We start from the raw sequence: 20,892 nt of genomic DNA, 5'->3' as shown, positions 1-20,892 counted from the left end.
ATGCGGTCAATGTGGGAGCTGGCTTGCCTGCGATACGGGCGCCGCGGTAAATCAGACACACCGCAGCGATGCCATCGCAGGCAAGCCAGCTCCCACAGGGGTCCAGCGCCACTTTTGCAAACTAGCCAGCAGGCGATACTGATTTCCCATGACCCAAGCACTGATCGAACTGTCTGACCTGGGCTTCAACTGGCCCGGTCACCCGCAGTTGCTGGACATCCCCACCTTTCGCCTGGAAGCGGGAGAAACCCTGTTTCTCAAGGGCCCCAGCGGCAGTGGCAAAACTACACTACTGGGCCTGCTTGGTGGTGTGCAGAAGCCCAGCCAAGGCAGCATCCGCCTGCTCGGCCAAGAGCTGACCGAGCTGACGGCCGGCGCCCGCGACCGGTTTCGCGTCGACCACACCGGCTACATCTTCCAGCAGTTCAACCTGCTGCCATTTCTGTCGGTGCGCGAGAACGTCGAGTTGCCGTGTCACTTTTCCAAGCTGCGTGCGCAACGGGCAAAGCAGCGTCACGGCAGTGTCGATAAGGCCGCTGCAACCTTGCTTGCCCACCTGGGTTTGAAAGACAAGGACTTGCTGGAACGTCGCGCCGATTCACTCTCCATCGGCCAGCAGCAAAGGGTTGCCGCTGCTCGTGCGCTGATCGGCCAACCGGAACTGGTCATCGCCGACGAGCCCACCTCGGCGCTGGACTACGACGCTCGCGAAGCCTTCCTGCAACTGTTGTTCGCCGAATGCCGCGAGGCAGGCGCCAGCCTGTTATTTGTCAGCCACGACCAAAGCCTGGCCCAGCTGTTCGACCGCCACCTGTCGCTGGCCGAACTCAATCGCGCCGCCACGCCCGCAGAGGTTTGAGATGTATCTGTTCCGTCTAGCCATGGCCAGCCTGGCTAACCGCCGTTTTACCGCGACGCTTACCGCGTTCGCCATCGCCTTGTCGGTGTGCCTGCTGCTGGCGGTTGAGCGGGTGCGCGTCGAGGCGCGCAATAGTTTCGCCAGCACCATTAGCGGCACCGACCTAATCGTCGGCGCCCGCTCTGGCTCGGTAAACCTGCTGCTGTACTCGGTGTTCCGCATCGGCAACGCCACCAATAACATCCGCTGGGACAGCTTCGAGCACTTCGCCGCCAGCCCCCAGGTGAAATGGGCGATCCCGATTTCCCTCGGCGACTCCCATCGTGGCTACCGCGTCATGGGCACCAACGAGTCGTACTTCGAGCACTACCAATACGGTCGCAAGCAAAACCTGGAGCTGGCCAACGGCCGCGCCTTCGCCACCGATCCGTTCGAAGTGGTACTCGGCGCCGAAGTGGCCGAAGCCCTGCACTACAACCTCGGCGACAAACTGGTACTGGCTCACGGCGTGGCCGTGGTCAGCCTGGTCAAGCACGACGATAAACCCTTCACCGTGGTCGGCATTCTCAAGCGCACCGGCACGCCCGTGGACCGCACACTGCACATCAGCCTCGGCGGCATGGAAGCGATCCATATCGACTGGCATAACGGCGTGCCCGCCCAGGGCAAAGGCCGTGTCAGCGCGGACCAGGCGCGCAACATGGACCTCACGCCGCAGGCCATCACCGCCTTCATGCTCGGCCTGAACAACAAGATTTCTACCTTCGCCCTGCAACGGGAGATCAACGAATTCCGTGGTGAGCCAATGCTGGCGATCCTGCCGGGGGTGGCGCTGCAAGAGCTGTGGAGCATGATGGGCACCGCTGAAAAAGCGCTGTTCGTGATCTCGCTGTTCGTGGTGCTGACCGGTCTGATCGGCATGCTCACGGCGATCCTCACCAGCCTCAACGAGCGTCGGCGTGAGATGGCGATTTTGCGTTCGGTGGGCGCACGCCCCTGGCATATCGCAACGTTGCTGATCTTTGAAGCCTTCGCCTTGGCGTTGTCAGGGGTGGTGGCGGGCGTTGGCCTGCTCTACGTGTGCATCGCTGCGTCACGCGGTTACTTGCAGGCCAATTACGGCCTGGACCTGCCGATGGCCTGGCCCAGCGAATATGAATGGACCCTGCTCGTCGGTATCCTGGCCGCTGCGCTGTTGATGGGCAGCGTGCCCGCGTGGCGCGCTTATCGACAATCACTGGCCGATGGCCTGTCCATACGTTTATGAGGAAGGCTGCGATGCGTCGTGCGCTGTTTGCATTGTTATTGCTGGTGGGCGTGCCCGCGTGGGCCGAGGAGCAGCCCAAGGATTTGTCGTGGCAAGAGATGATCCCGGCGGATGCACCGCCGGAAGTGCCCAATATGAAACCGCTGCACGACCTGTCGAACATGGCCGATGCCTTGTCGGTCGAAGCAGCGCCGGCGGCCAAGCAAGACCTGCCCAACGCGCCAGTGGTACAGGCCCTGGACGGCAAGCACATCCGCCTGCCGGGGTACATCGTGCCGCTGGAAGTCAGCGAAGAAGGCCGCACCACTGAATTTTTGCTGGTGCCGTATTTCGGCGCGTGCATCCATGTGCCGCCACCGCCGTCCAACCAGATTGTGCATGTCAAAAGCGAAGTCGGCGTGAAGCTCGATGAGCTGTACCAGCCGTATTGGATCGAAGGCGCGATGCAGGTCAAACCCTCCAGCAGCGAACTGGCCGACGCCGGTTACCAGATGGAAGCCGAGAAGATTTACATGTACGAGCTGCCCGAATAAGGCTGATCGCCCTTTCATTGAGCTGAGTCAAAAGACCGAGCGGAACGATCTTTACCATTGGACCTACAACTTTTAAACGTCCTTTGGAGCTCCCATGAACAAGTCTCTGCTCGGCGCGTCCCTCTTCGCGCTCGCCCTCGTCGCCCCCGTTGCACACGCTCACGAAGCGGGCGACATTCTGGTTCGCGCCGGTGCAATCACCGTGAACCCGAAGGCTGACAGCGGCCACGTCAAGGTTGACCAGGGCCCGCTGGCGGGCACCAACCTGGGCGGCAAGGCGACCATGAGCAGCGACACCCAACTGGGCCTTAACTTCGCCTACATGCTGACCAATCACGTCGGTATCGAACTGCTCGCCGCCACACCGTTCGAGCATGACGTGAAGATCAAGGGCACCGCCCTCGGTGCCGCCAACGGCAAGCTCGGCACCCTGAAACACCTGCCGCCGACCCTGAGCGTCGTGTACTACCCGCTGGACAACAAGTCCGCGTTCCAACCCTACGTCGGCGCCGGTATCAACTACACCTGGATCTACGACGAACACGTGGGCAGCCGCGCCCAGGGCGAAGGCTTCAGCAACTTCAAGGCTGAAAACTCCTGGGGTTGGGCCGCGCAGATCGGTGCGGACTACATGATCAACGATAAATGGATGATCAACGCCCAGGCGCGTTATATCGACATCAGCACCAAGGCTACCGTGGAAAACAACGCCGTGGCGCCAGGCACGCGTGCCAAGGTCAATGTGGACGTGGACCCGATGGTTTACATGGTGGGTATTGGTTACAAGTTCTAACTGAGATCCAACAAACACCGCATAGCAAATGTGGGAGGGGGCTTGCTCCCGATAGCGGGTTGTCAGTCACTGATTTATTGACTGATTCACCGCTATCGGGAGCAAGCCCCCTCCCACATTTGGCTCTCTATTTCTTCAGGTATGGCGGTAGTAACGGTCCAACAACGCCGGCAACCCCGCCCGCCACGCCCGTGGCTTGATACCAAAAGTGTGCAGGATCTTCTTGCAAGCCAGCACCGCATGTTGCGGCTCATCGCTCGCATCCGGCCGTGCCGCGTGGGCCTGGGCGGTGGGCGATTCAATGGCCAGCGGGTGGTAGTTGCGCGCTTCGGTGAGGATCGCCTGGCCCAGCGCCAACGGCGTGGTCGCCTCTTGGCCGGCGTAGTGATAGGTGCCCCACAGCGGCGCCGCGCAATCCAGTTGCTTGAGCACCGAGATGATCACTCGCGCGGCATCGTCGACCGGCGTCGGGTTGCCGCGACGGTCATCGGCCATTAGTAATTCATCCGGCTTTTCGGCCCGGGCCAGGAAGCGGCCGAGGGTACCGTCGACACTGTCATCCAACAACCAGCCAAACCGCAGCAACACATGTTGCGGGCAGGTGGCGCGCACGCTCTGCTCGATACGCCATAACGCCTGGCCGCGCTGGCCCAAGGGCACCGGCTCGTCTTTCTCGCTATAAGCGGTGGCGCGGGAGCCATCGAACACGCGATAGCTGGAAGGTTGCAACAAGGTAATGGTGTGGTGCTGGCACAGTTCAGCCAGGCGTTCGATGGCGAACTCCTGGGAAGCCAGGCGGGTTTCGCTGACAGCTTCGGCCTGGAACCAGTCGAAATAGTAGGCGAGGTTGATCAACGCATCGGGACGGGTGTCGTCGAGCAATTGGGTAAGGCTCGCGGCATCCCAGCCGTCTTGGGGCGGTTTGGGTGCGAGGAAACCGATATCTTCCTCTGCACCGAGGCGAATCAGCGCCTGCCCGAGGGCATTCCCGCCGCCCAGTAACATAAGGCGCATTCGCATAGATTAAGCAGGCCCGGTCAGTGTGGAACGATGGCTATTTAAGTAGTTGCCTGAATCGTTGCATTTTGCGGGTTTGTAGCGCAACCGTCACGGATTAACTATCTTCGCCCCGGTATCCAAGGGTTCATGCTCAAGGGCCGCTCGCTGGGGCACCACAACCTGCTGTGGATAAGTCTGCGCGAACTGCACCTCGGCGCAGTTATCCACAAGCTTTTTCAGCCGTTGGTTAAAGGCCCGACTCACCGCATATTGCCCCCCCGACACCGTGCGGAACTGCGCCGTGAGCACCACGCCATTGAGGTCCATCTTGTCGACGCCAAACACCTCCAGCGGCCCTTGCAGGTTGTACTTGAGAAACACATCGTCGCGAATCGACTGCCCCGCCTCGCGGATTAACTCCACGGCTTTATCCACATCGGTTTCGTAGGTGAACTGTACCGAGAAGAACGCATAGGCAAATTGCCGCGATTGGTTGGTGACCGCCTTGATCTGCCCGAACGGCACCGAATGCACAAAGCCTTTGCCGTCGCGCAGGCGCAGGGTGCGGATGGTCAGCCCTTCGACCGTACCGGCATGGCCCGAGTCGAGCACCACCCAGTCGCCGATCGACAGGGTGTCTTCGATGATGATGAACAGGCCGGTGATCACGTCCTGCACCAGCTGTTGCGAGCCGAAACCGATGGCCAGGCCGACCACGCCCGCACCCGCCAGCAGCGGCGCGACGTTGATGCCCAGGTTGGCCATGGTCGTAATTGCACAGATCACCACCAAAATGATCTTCACCGCATTGCGCACCAGCGGCAGGATGGTTTTCACCCGCGTGCTGGGCTGGCGATTGGAGCGTTTGTTTACCGGGGGTTTCAGCGCTTCCTGAATTGCCGTGTCGAGCACCACCCAAAACAGCCAGGTCATCAGCAGGATCAAGCCGATGCTGCTAAGGGAGTCGCTGATCGCCCGGCCAATGGAGTTGCGCTCGGCGAACTCAAACAGCGACACCCCCCAGATACGCCCGAGAATCTCGATAAACGCGATGGCCATCGCAATGCGCAAAATCGCGTGCAGCAGGCTCAGGAAGCGCTCTTTGTAGGCACTGCTGCGCTGAATCGCCACCTGGCTGCGGGACTTGAACAGATGCTGCAACACCGTACTCAGGAAAACCGTACCAATCAGCAAGATCGTGGTGAACAGCGCACACCGCAAAGCCTTCTGGTTATCGTCGCCAGCGCCGATCAAGTTGATCGCCGAGACCAACACCATCAACAGGATCGGCCAATACCACAACCCCGAAAATACCCGCAGCGACTGTTGCAGCGCCGGGTGTTTGAGGCGCTGGGCCAACGGCCGATTGCGAATCAAATGGGCCACCGGCCGGCGCAGGCGCACCACCAGCACGCCAAAGATCACCGCCGCAAACAGGCCGGTGAAGACCGCAACACTGCTGGTGATATTGCCGCCCAATTGCCGGGCGATCTGCGGGCTGGTCAATGCGTCGCTGAGGGCCGCGAGGAAGCCGATCAGAAACAGCGGCTTGGGGCAGTAGTCGCGAATAATCTGCACCGCCGGGCGCTTGTGCCCGACGTTGAACATAACGATGACGCACAACAGCATCGACGTGGAAAAGATGCCGCTGCTGGTGGCATAGGCGAAACACAGCGCCAACGCACGGCCTATCGAGGTCGGCAGAAAGTGGCTGACGTAGAGGGTCAATGGCAGGCAGATCAGCGCGGGGATCGTGTAGGGCACCACATAACCGAGCACCCCTTGCAGGCGCTCGCGTTGCTCGATAAAGCCACGTCGGTTCAAACGCTGCACGATAAAGCGCCCGAGCAACGTCAACACGGTGAAGGCGCCGATCCACACGCCCGACAACAGCAGAAAGTTACCGGCCACGGTCCAAGGCGAACGCTCGGACGTCTGATCCACCAGCCGCCCGACTTCATCTGCCGCACGATCGGCACGCAAGCGCCAGGCGTCGATAAGGTTCTGGTTGAGGTCGAGTTTGTCTTGCACGCTGTCGATGCTGGAGCTGATAGCGCCGAGCAACCCGCCCTCTACCAGCAATTCCGGCTGAGCGGGTGCTTCGGGCTCCGGCGCGGTGGCAGCGGCTTGCAGCGCACCGCTGCCACAAAACAGCAGCGCACCGAGCAGTAACGCAGTCTTGAGATTGAGCAAAACACCGGGCTCCTTACAGAAGGGTCTGTAAGGAACTGACGGGTTTAAGGCTTGATCGTTCCCCGATGTCGTCATGTTTATGCCGTCTGTAGGACGCCGGAAACTTTCCGCCAAAAATCACAGTCAGCCATAAACGGGGGCCAGGCCCCCACTCTCTCTCAGGAGCAACCATGGCTGCGATTCCCGACGCGGTGCCCATCACCCCCAGCGTCGCCATCACTCGCTTCACGGTGCTGACGGTCAATATCCATAAGGGCTTTACCGCCCTGAACCGGCGATTCATCCTGCCCGAGCTGCGTGAAGCGGTGCGCAGTGTGGGCGCCGACATGGTGTTTTTGCAGGAAATACACGGCACCCACGAACGCCACCCGCAGCGTTACAGCGACTGGCCGAATATGCCGCAGTATGAGTTCCTCGCCGATAGCATCTGGCCGCAGTTCGCCTACGGGCGCAATGCGGTCTACCCCCATGGCGATCATGGCAACGCGGTGCTGTCAAAATTCCAGATCGTGCGCTACGACAACCTTGATATCTCCCAAAGCGGCCATGAAAACCGTGGCTTGCTGCATTGCGTGCTGCGCCTGCCGGGCACCGGGCAAGAGGTGCACGCGATCTGCATCCACCTGGGCCTGCGCGAAGTGCACCGCCAGCAGCAATTGCGCTTGCTGGAACAGCGCATCAGCGAGATCCCGGCCGATGCGCCGCTGGTGGTGGCCGGCGATTTCAATGACTGGCGCCAGAAGGCCGACCTGAGTCAGAGCGGCCTCAGGGAAGTGTTTGTCGAAACCCACGGCAAGCCTGCACGAACCTTTCCCGCGCGCCTGCCATTACTGCCGCTGGACCGCATTTATGTGCGCAACCTGAAGGTGCACAACCCCCGCGTGCTAACGACTCGGCCATGGTCCCATTTGTCGGACCATGTGCCCCTCTCGGTGGAGATCGAGCTATGAACGTCGCCGTGGAACACATCGCCACCGACCAGCCGCCGAACGAAGCCAAGGCCCGCGACCTGGATTACGGCTGGCAAAGCGGCAATCAGGTGCAGTTGCTGGAGAACGGCGAGGCGTATTTCCCCGCTGTGTTTGATGCCTTGCGCGGGGCGCAGCGCGAGATTTTGCTGGAGACCTTTATTGTATTCGAAGACAAGGTCGGCCATGAGCTGCAGCGCATTCTGATCGACGCCGCGCAACGGGGCGTAAAAGTGGTGGTCAGCCTCGACGGCTTTGGCTGCGGGGAGTTGAGCCCAGGGTTTCTCGGTGAATTGGCGGATGCCGGGGTGACCGTGCAGATGTTCGACCCGGCCTCCAAGACATTCGGCATTCGCACCAACTGGTTTCGCCGCCTGCATCGCAAGATTGTGGTGGTGGACGCGACTGTGGCGTTTATCGGTGGGATCAATTTCTCGGCCGACCACCTGGGGGACTTCGGCCCCGAAGCCAAACAGGATTATGCCGTGCAGGTGACCGGCCCGGCGGTGGCCGACCTGCATCATTTTGCCCTGGCCCAAAGCGGCCGCCAGGTGCGCACGCGGCGCGGTTGGCGGCGGCGCCAGCAACGGCCTTCAGCGTGGTCGACCGATAACGGCGACGGGCTGGTTCGCCTGATCTATCGCGACAATGTGCAACACCGCGACGACATAGAAGAAGCGTATATCCACGCGTTGAGCCAGGCGCAAAACCGCGTGGTGATCGCTAACGCGTACTTCTTCCCGGGCTACCGTCTGCTGCGAGAGATCCGCAACGCTGCGCGGCGTGGCGTGCAGGTGCAATTGATCATGCAGGGCCAACCCGACGTGCTGCTGGCCAAGCTGGCGGCGCGCATGCTCTATGACTATTTGCTCAAGGACGGCGTGGTGATCCACGAATATTGCCAGCGCCCACTGCACGGCAAAGTCGCGCTGGTGGATGACGAGTGGAGCACCGTGGGTTCAAGCAACCTCGACCCCTTGAGCCTGTCGTTAAACCTGGAAGCCAACGTGCTGATTCGCGACCGTGCGTTCAATCAACAGCTCTTTGAACGCTTGCAAGTCCTCGCCCACGACCACTGCCAGACCATGCCGGAAAACCGCAAGCCGAGGTTATGGCTCTGGCGACTGACCGTAGGCTTTTTGGTGTTTCATGTGATGCGCCACTTCCCGGCGATGACCGGTTGGTTGCCCGCGCACAAACCGCGTTTGAAGCCATTTGAGGGCCAGGTCCATGACCTCTGAAAGCCGTTTCAAACGTTGGAAGAAACCACTGACCGTGGTGTTCTTCCTGGCGCTGATTGTGTTGTTCACCCTGCTCGCCCGGCGCATCGACTGGAGCGAAGTGGTGCAGACCCTGGCTGACTTCAAACTGCGCACCTTGCTGATTGCAGGTGCTGTGACGCTGTGCAGTTTTCTGGTGTATGCCAGCTTCGATCTGATCGGCCGCACCTACATCCGCCAGGATCTGACCTGGAAGCAAATCTTGCCGGTGGGCATCATCAGCTATGCGTTCAACCTCAACCTGAGCGCGTGGGTGGGCGGCATTGCCATGCGCTATCGGCTGTATTCGCGGCTGGGGGTGAGCACCGGCAATATCGCCAAGATCCTGGGCTTGAGTTTGGCGACCAATTGGTTTGGCTACATGGCGCTGGCCGGGGTGATTTTCAGCAGCGGCCTGGTAACCATGCCGCCGGGTTGGAAGATCAGTACCGTTGCATTGCAGGGTATTGGCGCTGTGTTGGTACTGCTCAGCCTCGGTTATTTGGCGGCCTGCCAATTTTCGAAAAAACGCGCGTGGTCGGTTCGCGGCATGGAGATCAACCTGCCATCGGTGCGCATGGCCTGCTTGCAGTTGGCGTTGGGTGCGCTGAACTGGTCGCTGATGGCGGCGGTGATCTTTACGCTGCTGCCGGCCAAGTTGGATTATCCGTTGGTGCTGGGGGTGTTGCTGATCAGCGCCATAGCGGGCGTGATCACCCATATCCCGGCCGGGCTTGGGGTGCTGGAAGCGGTGTTTATCGGGTTGCTGCAACATGAGGCGTCGCGGGGCAGTCTGCTGGCGGGGTTGATTGCTTACCGGGCGATCTACTTTATTTTGCCGTTGCTGATTGCGTTGGTGATGTACCTGGGGGTGGAGGCCAAGGCGAAGGCGTTGCGGGTTAAAAAGGCGCCGGCTTGAGATTGGGGTGACTGGTCTGGCGCTATCGGGGGCAAGCCCCCTCCCACAGGGGAATGCATTCTCATGTTGGAATACATTCAAATGTGGGAGGGGGCTTGCCCCCGATGGCAATTTCAAGAACACCCTAATTATTGAGCCTGGATAATGCTCAACCGCTCTCCCACCACCATCTCGGTAATCCAGTCCACCAGGATCGAGGTATACGCCTGCTGCGACACCGGATCGCTCAGCGAATGATCCGCCCCATCGATAATCCGATGGGTCAGTGAGTGAGTCTGCTGGCACGCCGCACGGTAGCTCATGATCGTGGCATGGGGCACGTGGTCGTCGGTCTCCGATTCGACGATCAAGACATCCCCGGTAAATTTCGCGCAGGCATGCAAGGCCCTATTGGTCTCGGCGTTTACCAGCGTACTGCGGTAATCCATCAGGTCGATCTTGTCCAAATCACGCTTGGGCTTGAGCCATTCCTGGTCGCGGTACAGCGCCGGCACCCGCAGTGCCAGCCAGCGCACCGGGCGTAGTGTGGTGAGAATCGCCGCTAGGTAACCGCCATAACTGGTGCCCACCACCGCCACGGCTGAAGTGTCGATGGCCGGGTGAGACAGCAGCCGGTCGTAGGCCGCCAACAGGTCGCGCAAGTTGTCTTCGCGGGTAACGCGTGACAGCGGAATACCGGTGCCAGCATGGCCGCGCAGGTCGAACGTCAGGCACACACATCCCAAGCCGGCAATGCCCTTGGCGCGCTCAAGGTCGCGCTCCTGGCTACCGCCCCAACCGTGCACAAACAGCACACCGGGGACTTTGGATTTGGGGCTCAGGAAGGTGCCGCTCATCTGTTCGTCGTCGATATCGATCGCAATGCTTTCGCTTCTAGCCGTCATAAGATTTAACCGTCACGTACTTGAGAAGAAAGTCGCTGTTTTCGGCCGGGCCGCGGTACACCTCGATGGCATCCGCGGGCAGCGCCTGGTCCACGTAGGTCTCTACCGAGGACACATGAATCGCGCGCAAGCCCGGGTTGTTGATAAAACTTTGCAGCGCCGCGACCTCCGCGCTGCTGGCCCCGCCCATGCGCCAGGATTGCTCGAGCACGCCGCTGCGGCGTTGGCCCTTGCTGTCGAGGCCTTGGGCGATGTCGTAATTACGCCGTGAAGCATAGAAGCCTGGGTAAGCTTCATCAGCCGCCCTGTCGAACACTTGGGCTTGCTGGATGGCCAGGCGCACGTCTTCGGGCAAGCCGAGTGTGAGCAGGTCCTCGTAGTAGCCCGGCACCACCAGCAGGTTGGAGCCGCCGTAGACGTCTTCGCCCTGCCCGTCCTGAGTCAGGTATTGCTCGCCGCAGTAGCTGATGACGTGATCGCCAATGAAGCTTTGACCGACGCTGTGGGTGATCACATCCTGCAGGTCTTGCTCAAACACTACGCCCTCGTTGAAGAGTTTTCCCGCATCGGGCCGCGCCAACACGGCGTCGAGTTCCTTGAGGTTGTGGATAACTTCCTGGCCGCGCCCGGCGCAGGCGTGCACGGGTTTCAGACGCACGGGGCCGCAGTCGAGCAAACGAGTGGCGGCGGGCCGGGCGTCCTCGAGGGCGAAAACGCTGAGCCCCTTCAACACCACTTTTCGAACACGCTCGCAAAACAGCGGCGACCAGCCTTCAGGGGCGCTTGCCTGCGGGCTGAGCAGCCCATGGCTAATCGCTTTGGTGGCGATGAAATCGTGATCGACATAGCCGCCCCATAGATCCTCGGGGCCTTTTATATGAAGTGCGCGGGCTTGAGCGGGGCCTACCAGGGTTTGCGTGGGCAACAGGTACAACTCGCGATTCGCATGCAGATCAAGATCGTAGCTGCCGCCAAACTTGAGCCCGAGGATCTGCGCCAGCCAGCGCGCCAGGGCGCGATTGGTTTCGACCTCGTGCAGGGGCGCGCCATCTCGCGTGGAGTGGGCCACCACCAGCTTCTTGCGTTGGATTGGGGTCATGCGTCCCCCTTGGCTATCAGGCCATTAGTGTAGGAGGAAAGGTGCAGGGATCAGGCCAAGGCGCTGTGGATAAAGAAGACTTCAAAATCAGTCAGTTGTTGAAAAAGCGATGGCAGTTGGCCTGTCTTATTCTGCACGACGACGCTTTTTTTGGCCGTGTTCTGCACGATTCAAACGCCAAAACGGCTGCGGTAGTCGCTGGGGGCCAAGCCCGTGATCTTCTTGAAGATCACACGAAAGGCGCTGGGGTCTTGGTAGCCCACGGTCCAGGCGATATGGTCGATGGTGCCGTTGGTGAATTCGAGCATTTGCCGGGCCTTGCCCACGCGCAGGTGTTGGCAGTATTCGGTGGGTTTCAAGCCTGTGGCCGTGCGAAAGCGGCGCAGGAAGGTGCGTTCCTCCAACCCAGCTTCTTGCGCCATGGTGGCGACAGACACCTCCACTGCTCCGCTGGCTTGCAACCAATGCTGAACCTTGAGAATCGCGCCGTCGCCATGGCCGAGGATCGGCGCGAAGTTGCTGCCGCACTGGCTGGCGCTATCACTGTGCTCGATCACCAGGAAACGCGCGGTGTCGGCGGCGATGCTCGGCCCCATCAGGCGATCCACCAGGCGCAGGCCCAGTTCGGACCAGGCCATCAGACCGGCGGTGGTAATCAGGTCGCCGTCATCGACGATGGGTTTATCTGCTTCCAAGCGCACATTGGGGTAAAGGGTCGTGAAGGATTTTGCCGACGACCAGTGGGTGGTGGCGCTGCGCCCATCCAACAAACCACTGCGCGCCAGCATGATTGAACCGATGCACACACCGCCCAGCACCGTGCCTGTCGCGTGTTGCTGGCGAAGCCATTCAAGCAGTGCGGGCGGCGCTTGTTCTTCGGTGAATTCGCCAATCGAGGGCGGCACCAGCACGGCCATCATCGGTTGCTCGGGACCGGGATGGCTGTCGAATACCCGTGCAGGTTTGCCGGTGGCGTCTACCTGCCAATGGCTGACCCGCAACAGGGGAAGTTGCGCGGACTGATGCTCGGCGGCAATGCGGTTGGCCACGCCAAACAGGTCGGTCAGGCCATGCACGGCGGCCAGTTGTGCCCCTTGGTAAATCAACACGCCCAGCTCAACGACCGCCATTGTCAGTTTTCCCCCTGTTATTGTCGGTGCAGCCAATCCCCAATGCAGGCGCCAGCTAAGATACTGGGGCCCATCAACCCATCACGAGGCAATACCCATGGCCAAGCAAGCGCTCATCCTAATCGATATCCAGAACGACTACTTCCCCCAGGGCAAGTGGCCACTTGACGGAGTGGAAGCCGCAGCCGACAAAGCAGCCAAAGTGCTGCAGGCGTTTCGCCAGGCTGGGGATGCGGTGATTCACGTGCGCCACGAGTTCACCTCCGAAGACGCGCCGTTTTTTACCCCAGGCTCCGAGGGCGCACACCTGCATGGCAAGGTACTGAACGAAGGTAATGAGCCGGTAGTGCTTAAACACTTTGTGAACGCGTTTCGAGAAACCAATCTACGCGCCCTGCTGGAACAACGCAGCATCACCGAACTGGTGGTGGTCGGCAGCATGAGCCATATGTGCATCGATGGCGTGGTGCGGGCGGCGGCCGATCTTGGCTACACCGTCACGGTAATTCATGACGCGTGCGCCACTCGGGACTTGGAATTCAACGGGCAGGTGATTCCGGCGGCGCAGGTGCACGGGGCGTATATGGCGTCACTGGCCTTCGGGTATGCGGGCGTGGTGTCGGCAGATGACTATCTGAAGGCGCAAGCGGCGGCGGCATGACCACCACTTGTCTTGTTGGGGTTAGCGGACAGCGATGATGAACAGGCGTGGGAATGGCAGCAATACGGTGCCATCGGCCAAGGCTGGGTAAGCCTGGGTAATCCGCGCCTGGTATTCCTGTAGGAATGCGGTTTTTTCAGCGTCGTTTAACGGCGCGAGGTATGGCCTCAGTGCGGATGCCTTGAACCACTCTACCACGGCGGCGTGGTCGGCCAGTGGATGCAGATACGTAGTGCGCCACACATCAACAGTGCTGCAATGTTTGCTCAGCAGTTCGTAGTAGTAGCTCGCGGCGTGGCGTTCGTTGTGTTTCACCGCACCGATTTTGGCGGCCCACGGGCCATCGGCCGCGACTTCGCGAGCAAGACGGTGGGCGGGCTCGTCGAGATTGTCCGGGGTTTGCACCGCCAGCGTACCGCCCGGTGCCAGTTGGTTGACCAGATGCGGATAAAGCGTGGCGTGATCTGGCAACCATTGCAGGGAAGCGTTGGCCAGGATCACATCCAAGGGTTGCGCCGGGCTCCAGGCACCGATATCAGCCAGCTCGAAGTTCAGCGCCGGAAGGCGTTTGCGGGCGTCGGCCAGCATGTCGTCGGAGCTGTCCAGGCCGGTGACCTGGGCCGCGGGGAAACGTTCGGCCAGCACTTGGGTGGAATTACCAGGGCCGCATCCCAGATCAACCGCATTGCGCACCTGGGTGTTAGCAATCGCCGCGATCAAATCACGGACGGGACGGGTGCGCTGTTGTTCAAACAGTGTGTATTGCTTGGCAGACCAGGTCATCGCGGCGTTCCTTCCTTTTAAGGGGGGAGCACAGCCTAAATCTTGTAACCTTGCAGAACAAACACAGCGTAGTTTTCAGACAGGGCAAGTACAGCCGAAATGAATCAAAGGTGAGCAACCTCCAGACGCCTTCCGACCACGTCCCCACGTTGAAATGCAGCGATGGCCTTATCGATATCTTCCTGCCGCTCAGGGAAAAACTCGATCACCCACTCACGGATTCTCCCCAGCAACCCGTCGTCGCGCTTCATTTCACGCTTTAAGTGCACTGCGTAGCCATAAGAAAGCGTTAACACGTCGTCCGGCGCAAAAAAGCGCAACCACTTGACCATGGCTTCCACATCACCACCAAAATTCAGTAACAAATCGAGGCACCGGATTAGCTGCGCCGACGCATTGTGTAACGTGTAATCAGACATCATGACGCAAGCGCCGCAATGCTCACCGGCAATCTCTTCCAACAGTTCGAAGCCGCTGTCATCCAACTCGTCAGCATCATCCAGACTGATCGCCCCCTGGCCTGCCCTATCACGCTCAGCCAGGAGAAATCTGATTGCGCCGCTGCCCACTTCAACCACGAAAAAAAACACAGGAAGAGGCGAGACAGAAAGGTAGTTTTCGGTGCTTTGCTTAAGCGTGAGTTTTCGCAAGATCTTGCGGGAGCCTTTTACTTGAACCTTGAAGATGATCCCCGTTGCATCGCCACTCGGGCTGAACACTTCAACCTCGCCATCGATGCCGTAGTCTTTGTCTTTTTCCAGCCTGCGATATACCCACCCCCTGGCAGTAATAGCCCGTTCCACCAAAGCCTCCGCCAGATTCCCAATGATGTGAGAGGCTGGCCGTTTCGGTAACGTCATCATTGCTAATGTGATCTCCATCCAAAATCGGCTTTTATCATACAAAGCACAGCGTGGGCAGCTGTGCAGGTTTCACTTTTCCCCGCCAAATAAAAAGCCCCGGATGCTTATGCACCGGGGCTTTCAGGGTAAAACTTTACGCCCTGATTCTGGGCTATATCCTAGAACGGGATATCGTCATCAAAGCTGTCGAAATCCGGAGCCGGTTGCGGAGCAGCCTGCTGTGGCGCTGGACGCGACTCACGCTGAGGCTGCTGGCTTGGCTGCGGACGCGACTGCTGTGGGCGAGGCGCCGAGTTGGACATGCCGCCCTGGCCCTGTTGGTCGCCCTGTGGACGGCCGCCCAGCAATTGCATGGTGCCTTGCATGTCGACCACGATTTCGGTGGTGTAACGCTTGATACCGTCTTTTTCCCACTCGCGGGTTTGCAGCTTGCCCTCGATGTAGACCTGCGAACCTTTACGCAGGTATTCACCGGCGATCTCTGCAACCTTGCCGAACATCGACACACGGTGCCATTCGGTTTTCTCGACCTTCTGGCCGGTTTGCTTGTCGGTCCACTGTTCGCTGGTCGCCAGACTCAGGTTGGTCACGGCGTTACCGTTAGGCAAGTAGCGAACTTCGGGATCCTGGCCGCATGTACCGACCAATATGACTTTGTTAACCCCACGGGCCATAACGTTCTCCTAGGCTGGGCGCGCTGTCGGCACTGGGTTGACCAGTTGCTCAAGCGTCGCGCGATCCAATAATTCGGTGTCCAATTTGATGTAGATGGCGGCTTCTTCGGCGATCACTACCGCATCTGTTACCCCAACAACGGCCTTCAGGCGCTCTACCAGGCCGGCTTCACGAATTGCTTCGGGCGACAACGGCAGGCGCAGGCTTGTGACGTATGGAGGTTCGCGCATGGTAACAGCAAAGGCCAACCAAAGTGCAGCAAGGCCAGCGCATCCGAGGAACACAACCGACAAACCGCCATGCTGGAACATCCAGCCACCCATGATGCCGCCCAGTGCAGAACCCAGGAACTGGCTGGTGGAATACACCCCCATTGCCGTGCCCTTGCCGCCGGCCGGTGAAACCTTACTGATCAGCGAAGGCAACGAAGCTTCCAGCAGGTTGAACGCGGTGAAGAACACCACCGTGCCGATTACCAGTGCCCGCAGGCTATCGCCGAACTGCCAGAAGAATAGTTCAGTGAGCATCAATGTCGCGACGGCGCCGATTAGCACATGTTTCATCCTGCGTCGTTTCTCGCCATAGATGATGAACGGGATCATGGCGAAGAACGAAATCAGCAGTGCCGTGAGGTAGACCCACCAGTGCTGTTCCTTGGGCAGGCCGGCTTTTTCCACCAGCGCCAGGGGCAAGGCGACGAAGCTGCACATCAGCATCGCGTGTAATACGAAGATACCTAAATCGAGGCGCAACAGGTCGGGATGCTTGAGCGTCGGCAACAATGCCTTGCGCGCAACGCCCGATTCTCGGTGCTGCAACGTGCCGGTAGAGCGCGGCACCATAAATGCGACGATCACGATACCGAACAACGCCATGCCGCCGGTGGCCAGGAACAAGCCATGCAGACCGAACGCGCTGGTCAATAGAGGCCCGACCACCATGGCGACGGCAAACGACAGGCCGATAGTCATGCCGATCATGGCCATGGCCTTGGTGCGGTGCTGTTCGCGAGTCAGGTCTGACAGAAGCGCCATCACGGCTGCCGAAATCGCCCCGGCCCCCTGTAGGACGCGGCCAGCAATCACGCCCCAGATCGAATCCGATTGGGCGGCCAACACACTGCCAAGGGCAAACACGATCAACCCCAGGTAAATCACCGGGCGGCGGCCGATGCGGTCGGAAATGATCCCAAACGGAATCTGGAACAGCGCTTGAGTCAGACCATAGGCGCCAATGGCCAGGCCGATCAGCGCGGGGGTTGCACCTGCGAGATCCATTCCATAGGTCGCCAGCACGGGCAACACCATGAACATGCCAAGCATACGGAAGGCGAACACCAGGGCCAGACCGCTTGCCGCTCGGGTCTCGCCGCTACTCATGCGTTCGCTGTGGGGATCGTGCATGGAAAAACCTCGTGTGAACCGGCGGCGATTCTACCAGTCCCATCGATTGAGAGGGTATATGCGGCGCTTTGCCGCGCAGCTTTCATGTAAGGCTGCACCCGGCACTTTGGCAGTGTATATTCATCCAGTCTTTAGCCGTATACTCCGGCATTATTTACGCCCGCCGTGCGAGGCCATCTTGGACAAGATCCTGATTCGTGGGGCTAGAACCCACAACCTGAAGAACATCGACCTGACCCTGCCCCGGGACAAGCTGATCGTCATCACCGGCTTGTCCGGCTCCGGTAAATCGTCCCTGGCGTTTGACACGCTGTATGCCGAAGGCCAGCGTCGCTATGTGGAATCACTGTCGGCCTACGCCCGCCAGTTCCTGTCGATGATGGAAAAACCCGACGTCGACACCATCGAAGGCCTGTCGCCGGCGATCTCCATCGAACAAAAATCGACCTCCCATAACCCACGCTCCACCGTGGGCACCATCACCGAAATCTACGACTACCTGCGCCTGCTGTATGCGCGCGTGGGTATTCCCCGTTGCCCTGATCACGATATTCCATTGGAAGCCCAGACCGTCAGCCAGATGGTCGACCTGGTGCTGGCCCAGCCGGAAGGCGCCAAGCTGATGTTGCTGGCACCGGTGATTCGCGAGCGCAAGGGTGAACACCTTTCTGTTTTCGAAGAGCTGCGGGCGCAGGGTTTTGTGCGAGCGCGCATCAACGGCAAGCTCTATGAGCTGGATGAAGCCCCGAAACTCGACAAACAGAAGAAGCACTCCATTGATGTGGTGGTCGACCGCTTCAAGGTGCGGGCTGACCTGCAACAGCGCCTGGCGGAGTCGTTCGAGACCGCGTTGAAGCTGGCTGACGGTATTGCGCTGGTGGCGCCGATGGACGACGAGCCGGGCGAAGAGATCATCTTCTCCGCACGTTTCGCCTGCCCAATCTGCGGGCACGCCATCAGCGAGCTGGAACCCAAGCTGTTTTCCTTCAACAACCCGGCTGGCGCATGCCCAACCTGTGATGGCTTAGGGGTTAAGCAGTTTTTCGACATCAAGCGCCTGGTCAATGGCGACCTGACGCTGGCAGAGGGGGCGATACGTGGCTGGGACAGACGTAACGTCTATTACTTTCAGATGCTTGGGTCGTTGGCATCCCACTATAAGTTCAGCCTGGAAGTGCCCTTCAACGAATTGCCAGCCGAGCAGCAGAAAGTCATCTTGCATGGCAGCGGCTCGCAGAATGTTGACTTCAAGTACCTGAACGACCGGGGCGACATCGTCAAACGCTCCCACCCGTTCGAAGGGATTGTGCCGAACCTGGATCGCCGCTACCGCGAGACAGAATCGGCGAGCGTACGCGAAGAGCTGGCGAAATTCCTCAGCACCCAGCCTTGCCCGGATTGCCGGGGCACTCGTCTGCGTCGTGAAGCGCGGCATGTGTGGGTGGGTGAGAAGACACTGCCGGCGGTGACCAACCTGCCGATTGGCGATGCCTGTGAGTACTTTGGTGGACTGAAGCTGACGGGGCGCCGTGGAGAAATTGCCGACAAGATCCTCAAGGAAATTCGTGAGCGGTTGCAGTTCCTGGTCAACGTCGGCCTCGATTACCTGTCGCTGGACCGTAGTGCCGATACGCTATCCGGTGGTGAGGCGCAGCGTATTCGTCTGGCCAGTCAAATTGGTGCCGGGTTGGTGGGCGTGCTGTACATCCTCGATGAGCCGTCGATTGGCCTGCACCAGCGGGATAACGATCGCCTGCTGGGCACACTGAAACACCTACGGGACATCGGTAACACCGTGATTGTGGTGGAGCACGACGAAGACGCGATTCGCCTGGCAGATTACGTAGTTGATATCGGCCCCGGCGCGGGCGTGCATGGCGGGCATATTGTGGCCGAGGGCACACCGGCCGAAGTCATGGCGCACCCCGATTCCTTGACCGGCAAATACCTGTCTGGCCGTGTGAAGATCGAAGTACCGGCCAAGCGCACGCCGCGTAACAAGAAGCTTGCGTTGCACCTCAAGGGCGCGCGTGGCAACAACCTGCGTAATGTGGATCTTGAGATCCCCCTGGGTCTGCTCACCTGCGTCACCGGTGTTTCAGGCTCGGGTAAATCGACGCTGATCAACAATACGCTGTTCCCGCTGAGTGCCACTGCCTTGAACGGCGCGACGACCCTGGAAGCCGCAGCGCACGACAGCATCAAGGGCCTGGAGCATCTGGATAAAGTAGTCGACATCGACCAGAGCCCAATTGGCCGCACACCGCGCTCAAACCCGGCGACGTATACCGGGTTGTTCACACCGATTCGCGAACTGTTTGCAGGCGTGCCGGAGTCCCGCTCACGGGGCTATGGGCCAGGTCGTTTCTCGTTCAACGTCAAGGGCGGGCGTTGCGAAGCGTGCCAAGGCGATGGCTTGATCAAGGTTGAGATGCACTTCCTGCCAGACATCTACGTGCCGTGTGATGTGTGCAAGAGCAAACGCTATAACCGTGAAACGCTTGAGATCAAGTACAAGGGCAAGAACATCCACGAAACGCTGGAGATGACGATCGAGGAAGCTCGGGTGTTCTTCGATGCGGTGCCGGCGCTCGCGCGCAAGCTGCAGACGCTGATGGACGTGGGCCTGTCGTATATCAAGCTGGGGCAATCGGCGACCACGTTGTCCGGCGGTGAAGCGCAACGGGTGAAGCTGTCGCGTGAGCTGTCCAAACGTGACACAGGCAAAACCCTGTACATCCTCGATGAGCCGACCACTGGCCTGCACTTCGCGGATATCCAGCAGTTGCTGGACGTATTGCACCGACTGCGCGACCACGGCAACACGGTGGTTGTGATCGAGCATAACCTGGACGTGATCAAGACGGCCGACTGGCTGGTAGACCTTGGGCCTGAGGGCGGTTCCAAGGGCGGCCAGATCATTGCGGTGGGTACGCCGGAGCAGGTCTCCGAGATGCCGCAATCCCATACCGGTTACTACTTGAAACCGTTGTTGGAACGCGACCGGGCCTGATTTATAGGCCCCAATGAAAAGCCCCTGTCACTTCGCAGTGACAGGGGCTTTTTTGTAACCGGGAATCAGAACTGCGATTGCAGGTAATTCTCCAGGCCGATCAGCTTGATCAGGCCCAACTGCTTTTCCAGCCAGTAGGTGTGATCTTCTTCGGTATCGTTCAGTTGCACGCGCAGAATTTCGCGGGTGACATAGTCGTTGTGCTTCTCGCAGAGCTCGATGCCCTTGCACAGTGCGGCACGCACCTTGTACTCCAAGCGCAAGTCGCTGGCGAGCATCTCAGGCACCGTGGTGCCGGTATCCAGGTCGTCGGGACGCATACGCGGCGTGCCCTCGAGCATCAGGATACGGCGCATCAGTGCGTCGGCGTGCTGTGCCTCTTCTTCCATTTCGTGGTTGATACGCTCGTAGAGCTCGGTAAAGCCCCAGTCTTCGTACATGCGCGAATGGATGAAATATTGGTCACGAGCTGCCAGTTCGCCCGTCAGCAACGTGTTGAGGTAATCGATTACGTCGGGGTGACCTTGCATCGCCCTACATCTCCCTACTTGAAAGTCAGTAGTTTGAACCATGATGACCCGCAGGTCACGG

Annotated in this window: 19 protein-coding genes; 9 read left to right on the top strand and 10 right to left on the bottom strand. The window is 59.8% G+C overall.

Translation table 11 applies throughout. The features are described from left to right. Positions 1 to 148 precede the first annotated feature (148 nt). From ICY20_RS22690 to ICY20_RS22675, 4 genes are all read left to right on the top strand, one after another. Positions 149 to 859, top strand: a complete 711-nt coding sequence (locus tag ICY20_RS22690) for an ABC transporter ATP-binding protein (RefSeq protein ID WP_194938646.1) — start codon at positions 149 to 151, stop codon at positions 857 to 859. Between the two features lies 1 nt (position 860). Beyond that, a complete protein-coding gene (locus ICY20_RS22685; protein WP_159955847.1) occupies positions 861 to 2,126 on the top strand; it encodes an ABC transporter permease in 1,266 nt (421 codons plus the stop codon). Between the two features lie 11 nt (positions 2,127 to 2,137). Beyond that, the gene (locus ICY20_RS22680) at positions 2,138 to 2,659 is read left to right on the top strand and encodes a DUF3299 domain-containing protein (protein WP_159955845.1); all 522 of its coding nucleotides are present in this window, start codon (positions 2,138 to 2,140) and stop codon (positions 2,657 to 2,659) included. 94 nt (positions 2,660 to 2,753) lie between these two features. Beyond that, positions 2,754 to 3,452, top strand: coding sequence for an OmpW/AlkL family protein (locus ICY20_RS22675; protein ID WP_159955843.1), 699 nt, complete (start codon positions 2,754 to 2,756; stop codon positions 3,450 to 3,452). A gap of 135 nt (positions 3,453 to 3,587) precedes the next feature. On the opposite strand, the gene ICY20_RS22670 is transcribed toward ICY20_RS22675, so the two are convergent. Both ICY20_RS22670 and ICY20_RS22665 read right to left on the bottom strand, forming a co-directional pair. Further along, positions 3,588 to 4,472, bottom strand: coding sequence for a sugar nucleotide-binding protein (locus ICY20_RS22670; RefSeq protein WP_194938645.1), 885 nt, complete (start codon positions 4,470 to 4,472; stop codon positions 3,588 to 3,590). An 87-nt stretch (positions 4,473 to 4,559) separates the two neighbouring features. Further along, a complete protein-coding gene (locus ICY20_RS22665; RefSeq protein ID WP_194938644.1) occupies positions 4,560 to 6,644 on the bottom strand; it encodes a mechanosensitive ion channel family protein in 2,085 nt (694 codons plus the stop codon). Between the two features lie 170 nt (positions 6,645 to 6,814). Here ICY20_RS22665 and ICY20_RS22660 point away from each other — a divergent pair, with 170 nt between their 5' ends. The 3 genes from ICY20_RS22660 to ICY20_RS22650 are packed head-to-tail and all read left to right on the top strand — an operon-like array spanning position 6,815 to position 9,790. Continuing rightward, the gene (locus ICY20_RS22660) at positions 6,815 to 7,594 is read left to right on the top strand and encodes an endonuclease/exonuclease/phosphatase family protein (protein ID WP_159955839.1); all 780 of its coding nucleotides are present in this window, start codon (positions 6,815 to 6,817) and stop codon (positions 7,592 to 7,594) included. Further along, positions 7,591 to 8,853, top strand: coding sequence for a cardiolipin synthase ClsB (gene clsB, locus ICY20_RS22655; protein ID WP_194938643.1), 1,263 nt, complete (start codon positions 7,591 to 7,593; stop codon positions 8,851 to 8,853). Before ICY20_RS22660 ends, clsB begins: the two co-directional genes overlap by 4 nt. Further along, entirely contained in the window at positions 8,843 to 9,790 is a 948-nt protein-coding gene (locus tag ICY20_RS22650; RefSeq protein WP_159955835.1) for a lysylphosphatidylglycerol synthase domain-containing protein, read from the top strand. Before clsB ends, ICY20_RS22650 begins: the two co-directional genes overlap by 11 nt. Before the next feature lie 128 nt (positions 9,791 to 9,918). Here the strand turns inward: ICY20_RS22650 and ICY20_RS22645 are convergent, their stop codons facing one another. The 3 genes from ICY20_RS22645 to ICY20_RS22635 form a co-directional block, all read right to left on the bottom strand. Then, positions 9,919 to 10,674 (bottom strand): alpha/beta hydrolase family protein, encoded by a 756-nt coding sequence (locus ICY20_RS22645; RefSeq protein WP_122486034.1) that lies wholly within the window; start codon positions 10,672 to 10,674, stop codon positions 9,919 to 9,921. Further along, entirely contained in the window at positions 10,664 to 11,773 is a 1,110-nt protein-coding gene (locus ICY20_RS22640; protein ID WP_194938642.1) for a DUF3182 family protein, read from the bottom strand. Before ICY20_RS22640 ends, ICY20_RS22645 begins: the two co-directional genes overlap by 11 nt. A gap of 170 nt (positions 11,774 to 11,943) precedes the next feature. Continuing rightward, on the bottom strand, positions 11,944 to 12,903 hold the full coding sequence (locus ICY20_RS22635) for a GlxA family transcriptional regulator (RefSeq protein ID WP_194938641.1): 960 nt from the start codon (positions 12,901 to 12,903) through the stop codon (positions 11,944 to 11,946). Positions 12,904 to 13,000: 97 nt separating this feature from the next. On the opposite strand from ICY20_RS22635, the gene ICY20_RS22630 reads away from it, so the two are divergent. After that, a complete protein-coding gene (locus tag ICY20_RS22630; RefSeq protein WP_159955829.1) occupies positions 13,001 to 13,564 on the top strand; it encodes a cysteine hydrolase family protein in 564 nt (187 codons plus the stop codon). A 21-nt stretch (positions 13,565 to 13,585) separates the two neighbouring features. On the opposite strand, the gene tam is transcribed toward ICY20_RS22630, so the two are convergent. The 4 genes from tam to ICY20_RS22610 form a co-directional block, all read right to left on the bottom strand. Then, positions 13,586 to 14,347 carry a trans-aconitate 2-methyltransferase gene (gene tam / locus ICY20_RS22625; RefSeq protein WP_159955827.1) on the bottom strand — a complete coding sequence of 254 codons (762 nt, stop codon included), beginning with the start codon at positions 14,345 to 14,347 and terminating at the stop codon, positions 13,586 to 13,588. A 104-nt stretch (positions 14,348 to 14,451) separates the two neighbouring features. Further along, the gene (locus tag ICY20_RS22620) at positions 14,452 to 15,210 is read right to left on the bottom strand and encodes a DUF4365 domain-containing protein (RefSeq protein ID WP_194938640.1); all 759 of its coding nucleotides are present in this window, start codon (positions 15,208 to 15,210) and stop codon (positions 14,452 to 14,454) included. Positions 15,211 to 15,368: 158 nt separating this feature from the next. After that, entirely contained in the window at positions 15,369 to 15,884 is a 516-nt protein-coding gene (locus tag ICY20_RS22615) for a single-stranded DNA-binding protein (protein WP_003232445.1), read from the bottom strand. A 9-nt stretch (positions 15,885 to 15,893) separates the two neighbouring features. After that, positions 15,894 to 17,288, bottom strand: a complete 1,395-nt coding sequence (locus tag ICY20_RS22610) for an MFS transporter (protein WP_194938639.1) — start codon at positions 17,286 to 17,288, stop codon at positions 15,894 to 15,896. A 178-nt stretch (positions 17,289 to 17,466) separates the two neighbouring features. On the opposite strand from ICY20_RS22610, the gene uvrA reads away from it, so the two are divergent. Further along, positions 17,467 to 20,301, top strand: a complete 2,835-nt coding sequence (uvrA, locus tag ICY20_RS22605) for an excinuclease ABC subunit UvrA (protein WP_159955821.1) — start codon at positions 17,467 to 17,469, stop codon at positions 20,299 to 20,301. 65 nt (positions 20,302 to 20,366) lie between these two features. Here the strand turns inward: uvrA and bfr are convergent, their stop codons facing one another. Next, positions 20,367 to 20,831, bottom strand: a complete 465-nt coding sequence (gene bfr, locus ICY20_RS22600; RefSeq protein WP_029299402.1) for a bacterioferritin — start codon at positions 20,829 to 20,831, stop codon at positions 20,367 to 20,369. Between the last annotated feature and the right edge of the window lie 61 nt (positions 20,832 to 20,892).

It is taken from the genome of Pseudomonas pisciculturae, assembly GCF_015461805.1.
Taxonomy (GTDB): Bacteria; Pseudomonadota; Gammaproteobacteria; order Pseudomonadales; family Pseudomonadaceae; genus Aquipseudomonas; species Aquipseudomonas pisciculturae.
This window is presented reverse-complemented; position numbering and strand designations above follow the sequence as displayed.